This window comes from Geodermatophilus sp. SYSU D00700 (assembly GCF_054050255.1).
In genome coordinates, this window is sequence record NZ_JBJGZA010000014.1 from 1 (window position 1) to 13,346 (window position 13,346).

Sequence of the window (13,346 nt, forward strand, 5' to 3'; positions counted from 1 at the left end):
CCCCCCCCCCCCCCCCCCCACCCCCCCCCCCCCCCCCCCCCCCCCCCCCCCCCCCCCCCCCCCCGCCGCCCCCCCCCCCCCCCCCCCCCCCCCCCCCCCCCCGGCCTCACCCTCGCGTCACGGGTACTCGACGACGTACCGCGGCCGGCCCTGGTTGCTGGCGTCGGCCCGGCCACCCACGTCGTCCACCACGTGCTCGATCACCCCGATGCCGTCGAGGTGGACGGTCATCACGTGCTCCAGCCGCACGCCCGGCGCCTCGGGCACCTCGAAGCCGCGCTCGGTGGTGATCCCCGGAGCGGCGTTGCGCTGGTAGCCGTAGACACCGCCGCCGTACAGCTCGTGCCGCTGCACGTCGTCGCCGACCTTGTACCCGGCCCAGCCCAGGGTGCCGTCGGGCTGCTGCCAGTCGGCCTGCGACGGCGGGTCGTAGGGCAGCTCGTTCTGGTACAGCACCGTGGTGCCGTCCTCGCCGTTCCAGACGGTGTTGTGCGTCTGGAAGTGCTCCACGAACAGGCCGGTCGCGGTCACCCGGTCGCCGTTGACCTCGGCGCCCACGCGGCCGGTGTTGGTGCGCCAGCGGTCGGTGTCGCCGAGGTACCCCTCGGTGAACGGCTCGACGCCGTGGTCGGCCCGCCACACCCAGGTGTGGTCGACGAGCACGTCGTCGCTGTTGACCTCGAGCGCGGTGTCGACCTTGCCGACGTGCGGCCCGCCCACGCGGAAGTACACGTCCGACAGCGTCGTCGGGTCGGCCGCGTCCGACCGCCCGCCGTTCCCGTTCGGCCGCCCTACCCGGAGCAGCGCCGGCGACTCGACGGTGCCGGCGTCGACGGTCACGCCGGCGACGACGACGCCGGGCACGTCGGCCACCGTCAGCGGCACCACGCCGCCGACCGCGGTCAGCGTGGCGTGCCCGATGCCCAGGACCACGGTGCCCGGTCGCTTGACGTCGATGCTGCGCGCCACGTCGTAGGCGCCGGGGGTCAGCAACAGGTGCCCGCCCCGGGCCAGGTGGTTGTTCACCTGCTGCACCGGCGTCGACGGCGTGGCGACGAGGAACTCGGTGATCGGGACGGTCCGCCCCGGGGTCGTCCCCTCGTCCCAGCTGGTGCCCGCCGTGTCGCGCTGCGCCGAGGGCACCCGCACGTTCCAGCGGCCCTCGTCGTCGACGAACAGGTACGGCTTCTCGCGGCTGACCGGGGTGGTCTCCAGCGTGGTGTACGGCGGCGTGGGGAACCCGGCGTCGTCCGGCGCGCCCTCGACGCCGGCGAAGACCTGGTTCCAGACGCCGTTGGACCAGGAGGCCACCGAGCTGTTGCGGGTCAGCCACTGCTGCTGGGAGCCGTTGACGACGGCCGGCAGCTGCGAGTCGGCGATGAAGCCGCCGCTGGCGTACTGCGGCCCGGCGGTGCAGTAGTCCATCAGCGACAGCGTGCCGCCGGTGACCTGCACGCGGCGCATCGAGACCGCCTGCGAGACCGCCCAGAAGTTGGCGGTGGACCGGCAGCCGTCCTGGCCGGCGGCGTTCACGTCGATGGTGAGGTTCGAGACGGTGCGCCAGAAGTTGTTCAGCGCGATGCAGTTGTCCGGTGTCAGGCAGCGGTTGTAGGTCTCGACCTTGCCGTTGATGACCACGTCCGAGGGCTCGGCGCCCAGGCCGCTGATCTCGGTGTAGTAGCCCACCTTGATCTGCAGCGGCTGCTCGTCGGTGCCGTAGGTCCCCGGCCGGAAGAGGTAGGCGTAGCGCTCGCTGCCCATCTCGTTGTCGCGCTGCCGTTCCCAGGTGGCGTCGAGCGTCGCCTGGATCTCGCTGACCGGCGTGCTCGGGTCGAACACGGTGACGTCGACACCGAGGTCGGGCGCCGTCGGGCTCGTCGGTGGAGGCGGGGCGGCGGTCGCGACCCCGGCGGCGAGCGGGCACAGGGAGAGCGCCGTCGCGAGGGCGAGGATCCCGCCGAGACGGCGACGGGTGGGCGATGCGGGAGCTGGGTGCACGGACCGTCCTCATCGTCGAGGGGTGACGCACGGTGTGACGGGTGTCACGGTGCGGCACGAGGCTAGCGGCACCCGTCCCGCTGCGGGCCACCCGGTTCCGGATCCGGTCAGACGGCCGTGACCTCGCCGCGAGGCGCGGGGACGACGTCCGCCGGCACCTGGTCGGCGGGGTCGTGCGCGGGCGCGGGCTGCGGGCGGCCGAAGAGGAACCCCTGCGCGTGCGAGCAGGCCAGGTCGCCGAGCACCGCCTGCTGCTGGACCGTCTCCACGCCCTCGGCCACCACCGCCAGGCCGAGGCTGCGGGCCAGCTCGATCATCGAGGCGACCAGGGTGGTGGAGCGGCCACCGGCGCCCAGCTCGTGCACGAAGCTGCGGTCGATCTTGAGGACGTCGGCGGGCAGCCGGCGCAGGTAGGACAGGCTCGCGTACCCGGTGCCGAAGTCGTCGATGGCGATCCGCACACCCAGCGCCCGCAGCGCGGCGAGCCGGCCGACGACCTCGTCGACGTCGCGCAGCAGCACCCCCTCGGTGATCTCGAGCGTGAGCTGGGCGGCGGGCAGGCCGGAGTCGGCGAGGGCGCCGGCGACCAGCGCCACGACGTCGTCGTCGGCCAGCTGCCGTGGCGAGAGGTTGACCGCCATGCCGAGCGGGCGGCCGGAGTCGGCCGTCCACGCAGCCGCCTGGTGCACCGCCTGCCGGAGCACCCAGCGGCCGATCTCGACGATGGAGCCGCTCTGCTCGGCCAGCGGGACGAACTCCGCCGGGGGCACGAGCCCGCGGGTGGGGTGGTACCACCGCAGGAGCGCCTCGTAGCCAGTGGTGCGGCCGTCGGACAGGTCGACGGTCGGCTGGTAGTGGACCTCCAGCTGCCCGGCCCGGGTCGCGCCGGCGAGGTCGGCGAGCAGGTCGGCCTCGCACCGGGCCGCCTCGGCCATGCCCGGCGCGTAGCGCACCAGCCGGTTCTTGCCGGCCGCCTTGGCCTGGTACATCGCCAGGTCGGCGTTGCGCAGCAGCGTCGCGGGCCGGCGGTCGGCGGCCGTGCCGGTGTCGGCGACGCCGATGCTCACCTGCACCGACAGCGGCCGGCCGCCGACGTCGACCGGCTCGGCGAGCGCCGCGAGCACCCGCTCACCGAGCGCCGCGGCCTCGTCGGCGTCGCCGTCGACCACGACGGCGAACTCGTCCCCGCCCAGCCGGCCCACCTCGTCCCCCGCCCGCGTGCACGCCTGCAGCCGGCGGCCGACCGTGGTGAGCAGCTGGTCGCCGGCGGCGTGCCCGCGGCTGTCGTTGACGTCCTTGAAGTCGTCGAGGTCGAGGAACAGCACGCTGACCCGGCCGGCGGGCCGGCGCTCCAGCAGCCGGGCCATGCCCCGCACCAGCCGCGTGCGGTTGGCCAGCCCGGTGAGCGGGTCGTGCAGCCCCTGCCGCTCGTTGAGCCGCCAGGAGGCCAGGTTGGCCAGGCTCGCGGCCAGCACGAACCCGCCGTGCACCGCGGCCCACACCCACGGGTCGCGCAGGGCGGCGTCGTGGTCGAAGACCGAGTGCGGGAACAGCGTGCCGACGACGCCGTGGTGCAGCACGACGACGGCCAGGGCCAGGCTGAAGGGGATCCAGTCCTGGTACAGCGACACCAGGCCGACGAGCACGAAGAAGGCGAAGTGCGCCTCGGTCAGCCCGGCGAACACGTGCACGAGCAGCACCGCCGCGGCGAGCAGGCTCGCCGTCGTCCCGGCCGAGCGCAGCGTGCGCCCGGCGCCCGGCAGCAGCGAGAAGGACAGCGGGTAGGCCGCCACCGCCGCGGCGCCCACCGCGGCCAGGGGCGGCCAGCCGCGGGCGAGCGCCAGGACACCGATGGCGAGCGCCTGCACGGCGGCCAGGCGCAGCAGGACCGCGTGCCGGCGCCGCCACACCTCGTCGGGCAGCAGGCGGCCCTCGGGCAGGTGGCGGCCGAGGCGGCCCAGCGCGGCGAGTTCCATGCCGCCCAATCGGCACCGGTCCCGTTCCGGATCAGCCGGGTTCGGAGAGCACCACCCCCCGGGGTGAGCGGCCCGGCGCGGGCGCCCGCAGCGACCCCGGCAGGGTCCACCAGCCGCCCAGCCAGGCGTCCAGGCCCGGCTCGAGGCGGCTCAGGCCCGCGCCGGGGTAGGGGGTGAGCTCGCCGCCCCACAGCCGCCCACCGGAGTGGTAGAGGTCCACGCGCAGCATGTCGAAGCCCTCGGCGACCGCCGCGGCCGCGGCCAGCAGGTCCGGCAGCCACGCCGGGCGGGGGACGCCGGGCCCGGGCGGGTAGCCCCAGGTCCACGGCAGCGGCTCCCAGTCGGGGGTGTAGAGGCGCGCCCGGAGCCCGTCGCGCCGGTCGGTGTGCACGCCCACCAGCCGCGGGACGCCGTCGAACACGAGCACCTTGAGGTCGGCCGGCACCTCCCCCGGCGGGCCCACGTGCTCCTCGACCAGCAGGCACGGCCGCGCGTGCCGGTAGGCCCACTCCTCGCTCTTGCGCCAGTAGCGCTCGGCGACCCAGCCGTCGGTACGCCGGGCGAGGTCGGCCGGGTCGGGCCGCCCCTCCCCCAGCAGCACCCGGCGGCACGAGTGGTTGGGCTTGAGCACCCACCGGTCGGGCAGCTCCACCTCGGCGAGGTCCTTGACGTCGGTGCCGGTCCAGTACGTCCGCGGGATGCGCAGCCCGGGCGCGCGACGGGCGAAGTGCTCCTTCACCGCCAGCTTGTCGCAGGTGGGCGCGAGCAGCGGGCGGCGGTCCCGGGTGATCCGCCGGTCGAGCTTCTCGGTGAACGTCCGCGGCGGACCCCACGGCGGCAGCCGCCCGTGGTGGCGGCGGTAGAGCAGGGCACGGTGCAGCCGCGGGACGACCCGGGCCAGGCGGGCGGGGTCCTCCGTCGTCACGCGCTCATCACGCAGCGCCCCTACCCCGGCCCGGCGGGACCGGTAACGGTTCGGCCGCGGCGGGTCGCGTCAGGGCCCGCCGCGGCGGTCGCCGTCCCCAGGATGACGGGCGACCGCCGGCGGCCGACGCCGGCCGACGACCGGAGTCCCCGTGACCGAGCGCCTGACCCTCCGCAACGTCTACCTGTACCTGGTCTGCCTGGTCACGCTGGTGATCTCGATCTTCGCGGCCGTGCAGCTGGTGCAGGGTGTGGTGGGCATCGCCTACCCCGACCCCGGCGTGGGCTTCGTCGGGGACCCGATGCTCGACGACGAGCAGGAGCGGCGGCTCGCCGAGCAGTCGCTGGACTCCCAGCGCCGCTACGAGGTGATCGGCGTGGTGGGGGCCGCGACCACGCTGTTGATCGCCCTGCCGCTGTACGTCTACCACTGGCGCCGCGTCCAGGCCGAGCGGGCGACGGCCGCCGACCCGGTGCCCACGGCCTGACCGCGGGCACCGGATCGGCCGCCGGCTCAGCTGGGCGCGCGGTCCCGCCGGTCGGGGTCCCCGGCCTCCTCCGGGGTCCGGGCGCGGGGCAGCGGGGTGCCGTCGCCGTCGGTGTCGGCCTCGGGCACCTGGACGCCGGTCTCGTCCCGGGTGACCGTCGGGCCGGCCTGCTCCACGGTCAGGGTCGGCACCGACAGCGCGCGGACGACCAGCACCGCGAGGGCGGCGCCCACCAGCGGCGCCACGATGAACAGCCACACCTGCGACAGCGCCTCGCCCCCGGCGAACAGCGCCGGGCCGAGGGAGCGGGCGGGGTTCACCGAGGTGCCGGTGAGCGGGATGCCGACGACGTGCACCGCGGCGAGCGTGAGACCGATGGCCAGGCCGGCGAAGCCCGGCGCCGCCGCCTTGCCCGTGACCAGCAGGACGACCGCCACCAGGACGAAGGTCAGCAGCACCTCGACGACGAACGCGCCGCCGCCGCTGACGGTCTCGCCCCAGCCGTTCGAGCCCAGGGTGCCGGTCTGGTCGGTGACCTCGCCGAAGTCGCTGGTCAGCAGCGCGAGCACCGCGGCACCCGCGATGCCGCCGGCGAACTGGGCGGCCCAGTAGCACGCCGCCTCGGTGCCGGTCATCCCGCGGGACAGGAGCACGCCGAGGGTGACCGCCGGGTTGACGTGACACCCCGAGATCGGCCCGATCGCGTAGGCGAGGGCCAGCAGGGTCAGACCGAACGCCAGGGCCACGCCCAGCGGGCCGACGTCGTCGATGCCGGCGACGGCCGCGCCGACCGCGACGACGACCAGCAGGGCGGTGCCGAGGAACTCGACGGCGAGTTGACGGATCAGGAGAGGAGACACCGGCGACCTCCGGGGCGTCCGCAGCCGTCCCCCCGCGCCTCCCCCTCCGGCGGCCACGGTGCGGGCAGACACGAGCGTGACGCATCCGTCACTGCCCGCACAAGGCCCCTCGGGTGAACACCTCCGGCCGCCTGACCAGGCGGAACGCCGTCGTACACAACTCCCCCGTGCACCTGGGTAGGCCCGTGCCGTGCGTGCCGTCACCTACACCCGGACCGGCGGACCCGAGGTCCTCGAGCTGACCGACCGCCCCACCCCCGAGCCCGGCCCCGGCGAGGTCCTCGTGCGCCTCGCGATGGCCGGCGTCAACCCCACCGACTGGAAGTCCCGCCGCACGAGAGAACCCGGGCCGGAGGGCCAGGTCCCCGGCCAGGACGGCGCCGGCACCGTCGAGGCGGTCGGCCGGGGCGTCGACCCGGCGGTCACCGGCCAGCGGGTGTGGGTGTGGGAGGCGGCCTGGCAGCGCCCCTGGGGCACCGCCGCCGAGTACACCGTCGTCCCGCTGCGGCAGGCGGTGCTGCTCGGTGCGGACCGGTCCTTCGAGCTGGGCGCGGCGCTGGGCATCCCGTTCCTCACCGCGCACCGCTGCCTCACCCTCGGCGAGTCGGTGCCCGACCGGATCGGCCCCGGCTCGCTCACCGGGCGGACCGTGCTGGTGCAGGGCGGCGCGGGCGCGGTCGGCAACGCCGCGATCCAGCTGGCCCGCCGGGCCGACGCCACGGTGGTCGCCACGGTGAGCAGCCCGCGCAAGGCGCAGCTGGCAGCGGCCGCCGGCGCCTCGCACGTCGTCGACTACCGGCAGCAGGACGTCGTCGCCGAGGTCCGCAAGGTCGCGCCCAAGGGGGTCGACGTCGTCGTCGAGGTGTCGGCGGCCCGCAACGCCGCCGTGGACGCGCAGGTGATCGGGATGCACGGGGCGGTGGCCGTGTACGCCGACGACGGCGGCGCCGAGGTCACCATCCCGGTGCGCGCGCAGATGGTGCCCAACGCACGGTGGAGCTTCGTCTACGTCTACACCCTGCCCGAGCGCGCCAAGGTGATCGGCGTCGAGGACGTCAACGCCGCGGTCCTCGACGGCGCGGTCCGGGTGGGCGACGACGCGGGGCTGCCGCTGCACGTGTACCCGCTGGCCGAGACCGCCGAGGCCCACCGCGCGGTCGAGGACGGCGCCGTCGGCAAGGTGCTGGTCGACGTCACCGCCTGAGCGCGGCCCCGCGAGGGAGCCATTATCGCGATAATGGCTCCCTCAGCGCGCCTCAGTCGGCGGCGGGGACGGGCATCGGCAGGGCGAGGCCGGCGCCGGCGACCAGGTCCAGGTCGGCGAGGTCGCCCTGGCCGCCGTCGGCCCACGCGGTCTCGACGATGGTGACCAGGCTGCCCCCGACGGCGCTGGCGTACTCGGCGCCGGAGAGCTGCGCGGGGGCGCCGGGGTAGGTGACGCCCTCGCGGAGCAGGTCGCTGACGTTGCCGCTGCCGTCGGTGTCGGCCAGCGCCCGCAGGGCCCGCGCGGCGACGGTGTCGCCCATGTCGACCTTGGCCACCGACACGACGACCGCCCGGCCGTCGACGTCGGTCGACCACAGCGCACGGGCCAGCCCGGTGCAGTCGGCGGTCTCGAAGGAGCTCGCGACGTCGCCGTAGGAGTTGCCCACGCAGGTGTCGTCGACCTGCACCTGCTGCAGGAGGAACGTCCGGCCGTCGAGCACGCTGGCCGTGCCGGGCGTCGGCCCCGCGGCGGGCGGCGCGGCCGGGGCGCTGCCCGCGGCGGGCGGCTCCTGCGCGGAGGCCGCCTCCTCCCCGCCTCCGGTGAGCCCGGCGACCAGCCCCACGAGGACGGCGACCGCGGCCACGGCCGCGACGGCGAGCAGGGCCAGCCGGCGGTGGGCGGCGGAGGTGCGGCGGCGGGGTCCCACGAGCGGGGCGGGCGGCGCCTCGGCGGACAGGGAGGTGGCCGGCGGGGCCGCGAGCAGGGGCGCCTCGGGTGCCGGCGCGGCGACCGGGGCCGGGGCCACCGGCGGCCACGACGCGGCCTCGGAGCGGTCGTCCCCGCCGGACGAGCCACCGAAGAGCCCGCCGAGCCCGCCGGTGTCCTCGATGCCGACCGGCGGCGCCCCGGCGCCGGAGTCGACGGCGGGCGCCTCGAACCGGGCGGTGGCCGGGCGCGGCGTGGGCATCACCGGAGCGGCGGCCGCCAGGCCGGCGGCGGCCCGGGCGGCGGCCTCCTCGTCGGCCCGGATGGCGGCCGCGGCGACGGCGGCGGCCGCCACCGGGTCGACCAGCGGGCCGGCCGGCGGGCCGGCGGGGGCGGGCACCGGCGGGACCGCCGGAGCGGCGGGCGCGGGCGGGGGTGGCGACGGCAGGGCCGGCGCGGGAAGGGAGGACACCCCGCCCAGGGCCGGCGAGGCGGCCATCGCCGCCGGGGCGAGCAGCTCCCGGCGGCGCAGCACGTAGGGCGAGTACGGGAAGCCCTCGCCGTTGAGCTCCTCGACCGTGGGTCCCCGCCCCTCGTAGCCGAGCGCGGTCAGCGCGGCGCGGACGTCGGCGGTGGTCCACAGCCGGGGGTTGTCCACGCCGGCGTAGCGGGCCGCCCGGGAGATGCCCAGCAGCAGCGAGCGCGTCTCCAGCAGCGCGACCTGGTCGCCGTCGCCGAGGTCGCCGTCGGCGGGGTCCAGCCCGGTGAGGTCGCCGACGAGGACGGTGACCCGAGCGATCCGGCCCGGCTCCAGCCCGGCCCGGCGCAGCCGGACGGCGGTGTCCATGCCGGCGCGCATGAGGCCGTCGAGCGGGGTCGAGCCGCCGCCGGCCAGCTGCAGGACCTCACCCGGTCCGGCGCCGGGGCCGATCGTCCAGGCCCCCTCGGGCGTCACGGTGACCACGCCGCGCTGGCGGACCACCTCGGCGACACGCACCACTGCCAGGCCCTCCGGGACCAAGAGGACGGCGTCGGAGTACCGCCGCTCCATCGGCCCGTCGACGACGGGGAGCGAGGCCACGACGGCGCCGCGGATCGCGCCGCCGCGGTCCCAGCGGGTCAACTCGGCGTAGAGCGCACGCTCCCCCGCCGTCTGCGGCGGCACCGGGGTCAGGGGCAGCACGTGGTCCTCCGGGGGCGGGTGGGGTGCAGGGGCGCACGGGCGGGCACACGGGCGGGTGCGGAGCGGGCCCGGGCCGGCGGCCGGGACCCGACGCTACCGACACGTGACGGGCCGGTCCCGTTCCTCAACGGGTCGGCGCGCCGCCGTCGGCCGGCGCGCCGGCGAGGACGGGCTCGGCCGCCCGGCCGGGTTCGACCGGCCGCATCCAGGCGGCGTACGCCCGGCTGCCGGCGACGACGTCGACCGCCGCCCAGAGCGCGGTGAACGCCGCGACGACCAGCGTGATCGACCACCACGACCAGTTCCACGGCGGCAGGACCCCCGCCGCGTCGCACAGCCAGGCGGCGGCGTAGACCGCGGCGGCGGTGGCGGGAGCGGCGGTCCAGCCGGGCAGCCGGTGGGTGACCGCGAGGTCGACGCACACGGCGCCGACCAGCAGGACCAGCGGCAGCACCGAGGGCGGGAAGCCGATGGCCACCAGACCCGCCCACGTCACGGCGCGGTAGGCGAGGTAGGTGCCGGCGACGACGGTCGCGGTCCAGCGCAGGCCGACGACCCGGCGGGCGACGACCAGCGAGAGCAGGCCGGCGCAGAGGAGCCACGCGGGGTGCACCCAGGACGGCACCGGGAGCATGAACATCGTCGGCGTCTGGCCCTGCGCGGCGGCGAAGTCGAGCAGCTGCTGCTCGGCCGTCGCCGCCCCGGCCTCGTAGGCGCGCAGCGACAGGACGCCGTACTCCTGGTGCTGGTTGGGGAAGACCGCGTTCTCGACGAAGAACAGCCACAGGCCCAGCGACACCAGGTCGCGGACGCGGCCGGGGGCGGCGGAGAGCCACCACCCCCGGATCGCCCCGGCGAGCATGATCGCCGTGCCGATGTAGAGCAGCGCGTGGCTGGGGCTCCAGCTGGTGATGTCCAGCCCGTTGACCCGGTGGTTGACGATGTCGATCGGGATGGCGACCAGGAAGGTCGCGATCCCCCACTGCATCAGCCGCAGCGCCCGCCGGTCGACGCCGTAGCCGGTGTAGCTGTGGAACGCGACGAGGGCGATGACGACCGCGGTGCCCGCGGAGTTGAGCAGGTGCGGCGGCGCGAGGTCGTCGCGCAGCCACTTGAAGTGCCAGGACACGTCCCAGGACGAGCCGAGCATCTTGAGCAGGAACGCGCCGAGCCAGGCGGTGTAGATCCAGCGGAGCTCGGCCTCCCCCGTCGGGCGGCCCGGCCGGCCCGGCGTCCCGTAGGCCGCCCACAGCCGGCGGACGAGCGCGACGGGGTGCCGGAGCGCGGCGGCCGGCGAGGCCGGTGCCGGCGGCAGCGTCCGGGCAGGCGCCGCGGGGGCATCGGATCGGGGCACGGCAGGGCTCCAGGAGTATCGGAACGGGATGCGGCGAGGCTACCTGCGGAGACGGCCGATCCGGCGCCCCGAGTTGGCGCCGGTGTGGCGGGTGGGGTAGGCGCGGGCGCGCGGACGGCCGGGACGGACGGGACCGCCGGGCGCGACGTAGGGTCGGTCGCCGTGGCGGAGAGCGGCGGGCACCTGGTCTGGATCGACTGCGAGATGACCGGGCTGGACCTCACCAAGGACAAGCTGATCGAGGTCGCCGTGGTGGTGACCGACTCCGAGCTGCGGGTCCTCGACCCGGGCCTGGACCTGGTGATCCACGCCGACGACGCCGACCTCGAGGACATGGCCGACGTCGTCACCGAGATGCACGCGAGGTCCGGGCTGACCGAGGCGGTGCGCGCCTCCACCCTGACCGTCGCCGAGGCCGAGCAGCAGGTGCTCACCTACGTGAAGCGGTGGGTGCCCGAGCGGCGCACCGCTCCCCTGTGCGGCAACTCGATCGGCACCGACCGCGGCTTCCTCGCCCGCGACATGCCCGAGCTCGACGACCACCTGCACTACCGGATGGTCGACGTCAGCTCGATCAAGGAACTGGCCCGCCGCTGGTTCCCCCGCGTCTACTTCGCCCAGCCGTCCAAGGGCCTGGCGCACCGCGCGCTGGCCGACATCGTCGAGTCCGTCCGCGAGCTCGCCTACTACCGCCGGACGCTGTTCGTCGACGCGCCGGGCCCGTCGACGACGCAGGCCCAGCGCGCGGCCGGCGAGGTGGCCGGGTCCTTCGCGGACGTCCTCGCCGCCGCCGACGCCACCCCGCCGGCCACCGCACCCGACGCCGCACCCCCGGCCGCGTCGGAGGGCTGACCGGCTCCGGTATCCTCGTCCCTGCCCCCGGCGCCGCGTGCTCCGGGAGTGCACGCGGTGGGTGTAGCTCAGCTGGTAGAGCACCAGGTTGTGATCCTGGGTGTCGCGGGTTCGAGCCCCGTCACTCACCCCACGGAGGAGGCCCTGGTCGGTTCGCCGGCCAGGGCCTTCCTCGTCCCGGGCCGGACCGGGCCGGCCGGTGTGCACGGTCGCCCGCCGATCACGGCGTCGAGCCCGGACACCCCGCCAGGGCGCGCACTGCGCGTTCGATGGCCGGTCGCATGTCGAGCTCGGGGTCGACGGTGAGCCGGTGCAGCAGCAGACCGTCGGCGAGGGCCATGAGGGCCCTCGTGGCGGGCACGGGGTCGGCCACACCGACGGCGGCCACGATGCCCTCGGTCCACCGCTCGAACAGGCGGCGTTGCCGTCGCAGCGGCTCGCCGAGCTCGGGGTCGTCGGCGAGCTCGAGGAAGAGGGCGTAGCGGGCACGGGTGCGGGCGGCGAACGTCCGGGACTGCAGTTCCGTCATGGCGCAGAAGCCCTCGACGAGCTCGTCGACGTCCGAGACCGTCGGCATCGCACCCGGGTCGAAGTCGGCGCGCTCGCGCTCGGCGATCCAGTCCACGATGCCGCCGAGCAGCGCCCGGCGGGTGCGGAACCAGTTGGAGGTCGACCCGGGCGGGAGGCCGGCTCGTTGGTCGACCCGCGCGTGACTCAGGGCACGCACGCCCCGCGCGCCCAGCAACTCCACGGCCGCCTCGAGCGCGCGCTCGCGCGTGGCCGCAGGCATGGACTCTTCCTCTCCCGAGGTCCACCATGAACAGTGCTACTACGAACATAGTGTCTCCGCGCGAAGGAGATCGGCATGGACCTGCACGAGCCCCGCGCCCCCCGTCCCGTCGACCCGTCGGCGTGGTCGCCGCCGCTGCCACCGGCCCCCGGCTTCGACCACCTCGTCGTCGAGACACCCGGCCTCCACACCCACGTCGCCGCCATCGGCGAGGGGGAGCCGGTCGTGCTGCTGCACGGGTTCCCCGAGCACTGGTGGCAGTGGCACGCCATCGCCCCGGTCATCGCCGCACGGGGCTACCGCGTCCTCTGTCCCGACCTGCGCGGGGCCGGCTGGACCGTGGCCGACGGTCCACGGGTCGAACGCGAGACCAGACTCCGCGACCTGCTCGCCCTCCTCGACGTCCTCCACGTCGAGCGCGCCCACCTCGTCTCCCACGACATGGGCGCCCTCACCGCGGTGCAGCTGAGCTACGACCACCCCGAGCGGGTCCGCACGGCAGTGCAGCTCGCCGTGCCGCCGGCCTTCGTGGAGTTCAGCCCGAGGGTCCTCCCGGGCTTCCGGCACCTGCCCGCGTTCGTCTGGCACCGCCCGGGCGCCTCACTGCGCGGCATCTTCTCCGAGGCGTACGTCGCCCGACCGATGTCGGAGACGACCGTCGACGCGCACCTCGCCCCGATGCGCCGCCCCGACATCGACGCCGCAGTGCGTCCGCTCCTCCGGGGCATGGTGCTGCCCGAAGCCGTGCGCATGGCACAGGGCGTCTACCGACGCCGGCGGCTCACGGTGCCGACCCTCGTCGTGTTCGGCCGCCAGGACCGCCCGTGGGCCGACCAGCTGGGGCGCATCTGCCGCCGCCCGGAGCGGTACGCCGACCGCGTCGAGTTCGCCTACGTCGAGGACGCGGCGCACTTCGTCACCGACGACGCCCCTGCCGCCGTCGCCGACCTCACGCTCGACTGGTTCCGACGAGCCGCCTGACGGAGAGGTCCGGCGGCTCGACGGACGG

At 76.0% G+C, this 13,346-nt stretch carries 11 protein-coding genes and 1 tRNA gene; 5 read left to right on the plus strand and 7 right to left on the minus strand.

Annotation, left to right across the window (positions count from 1 at the left end; all coding sequences use genetic code 11):
- Positions 1–117: 117 nt before the first annotated feature.
- The 3 genes from ACI79V_RS12235 to ACI79V_RS12245 all read right to left on the minus strand — a co-directional run bounded on the left by ACI79V_RS12235 (position 118) and on the right by ACI79V_RS12245 (position 4,899).
- Entirely contained in the window at positions 118–1,998 is a 1,881-nt protein-coding gene (locus ACI79V_RS12235; RefSeq protein WP_456889596.1) for a glycosyl hydrolase family 28-related protein, read from the minus strand.
- A gap of 107 nt (positions 1,999–2,105) precedes the next feature.
- Entirely contained in the window at positions 2,106–3,974 is a 1,869-nt protein-coding gene (locus ACI79V_RS12240) for a putative bifunctional diguanylate cyclase/phosphodiesterase (protein WP_456889597.1), read from the minus strand.
- A 31-nt stretch (positions 3,975–4,005) separates the two neighbouring features.
- Positions 4,006–4,899 (minus strand): ATP-grasp fold amidoligase family protein, encoded by an 894-nt coding sequence (locus ACI79V_RS12245; protein ID WP_456889598.1) that lies wholly within the window; start codon positions 4,897–4,899, stop codon positions 4,006–4,008.
- Between the two features lie 151 nt (positions 4,900–5,050).
- On the opposite strand from ACI79V_RS12245, the gene ACI79V_RS12250 reads away from it, so the two are divergent.
- Positions 5,051–5,386 carry a hypothetical protein gene (locus ACI79V_RS12250; protein WP_456889600.1) on the plus strand — a complete coding sequence of 112 codons (336 nt, stop codon included), beginning with the start codon at positions 5,051–5,053 and terminating at the stop codon, positions 5,384–5,386.
- Positions 5,387–5,412: 26 nt separating this feature from the next.
- Here the strand turns inward: ACI79V_RS12250 and ACI79V_RS12255 are convergent, their stop codons facing one another.
- Positions 5,413–6,246: an aquaporin gene (locus tag ACI79V_RS12255; RefSeq protein ID WP_456889602.1), complete on the minus strand. Its 834-nt coding sequence runs from the start codon at positions 6,244–6,246 to the stop codon at positions 5,413–5,415.
- A gap of 190 nt (positions 6,247–6,436) precedes the next feature.
- On the opposite strand from ACI79V_RS12255, the gene ACI79V_RS12260 reads away from it, so the two are divergent.
- Positions 6,437–7,450 (plus strand): NADPH:quinone reductase, encoded by a 1,014-nt coding sequence (locus ACI79V_RS12260; RefSeq protein ID WP_456889604.1) that lies wholly within the window; start codon positions 6,437–6,439, stop codon positions 7,448–7,450.
- A 52-nt stretch (positions 7,451–7,502) separates the two neighbouring features.
- Here ACI79V_RS12260 and ACI79V_RS12265 read toward each other — a convergent pair whose 3' ends face one another.
- Positions 7,503–9,341, minus strand: coding sequence for a hypothetical protein (locus ACI79V_RS12265; protein ID WP_456889606.1), 1,839 nt, complete (start codon positions 9,339–9,341; stop codon positions 7,503–7,505).
- 124 nt (positions 9,342–9,465) lie between these two features.
- Entirely contained in the window at positions 9,466–10,695 is a 1,230-nt protein-coding gene (locus tag ACI79V_RS12270) for a hypothetical protein (protein WP_456889607.1), read from the minus strand.
- A gap of 162 nt (positions 10,696–10,857) precedes the next feature.
- On the opposite strand from ACI79V_RS12270, the gene orn reads away from it, so the two are divergent.
- Positions 10,858–11,547 (plus strand): oligoribonuclease, encoded by a 690-nt coding sequence (gene orn, locus ACI79V_RS12275; protein ID WP_456889609.1) that lies wholly within the window; start codon positions 10,858–10,860, stop codon positions 11,545–11,547.
- 57 nt (positions 11,548–11,604) lie between these two features.
- Positions 11,605–11,680 (plus strand) — tRNA-His (locus ACI79V_RS12280).
- Positions 11,681–11,767: 87 nt separating this feature from the next.
- Here the strand turns inward: ACI79V_RS12280 and ACI79V_RS12285 are convergent.
- Positions 11,768–12,337: a TetR/AcrR family transcriptional regulator gene (locus tag ACI79V_RS12285; protein ID WP_456889611.1), complete on the minus strand. Its 570-nt coding sequence runs from the start codon at positions 12,335–12,337 to the stop codon at positions 11,768–11,770.
- Between the two features lie 75 nt (positions 12,338–12,412).
- On the opposite strand from ACI79V_RS12285, the gene ACI79V_RS12290 reads away from it, so the two are divergent.
- A complete protein-coding gene (locus ACI79V_RS12290) occupies positions 12,413–13,318 on the plus strand; it encodes an alpha/beta fold hydrolase (RefSeq protein ID WP_456889614.1) in 906 nt (301 codons plus the stop codon).
- Positions 13,319–13,346: the final 28 nt, after the last annotated feature.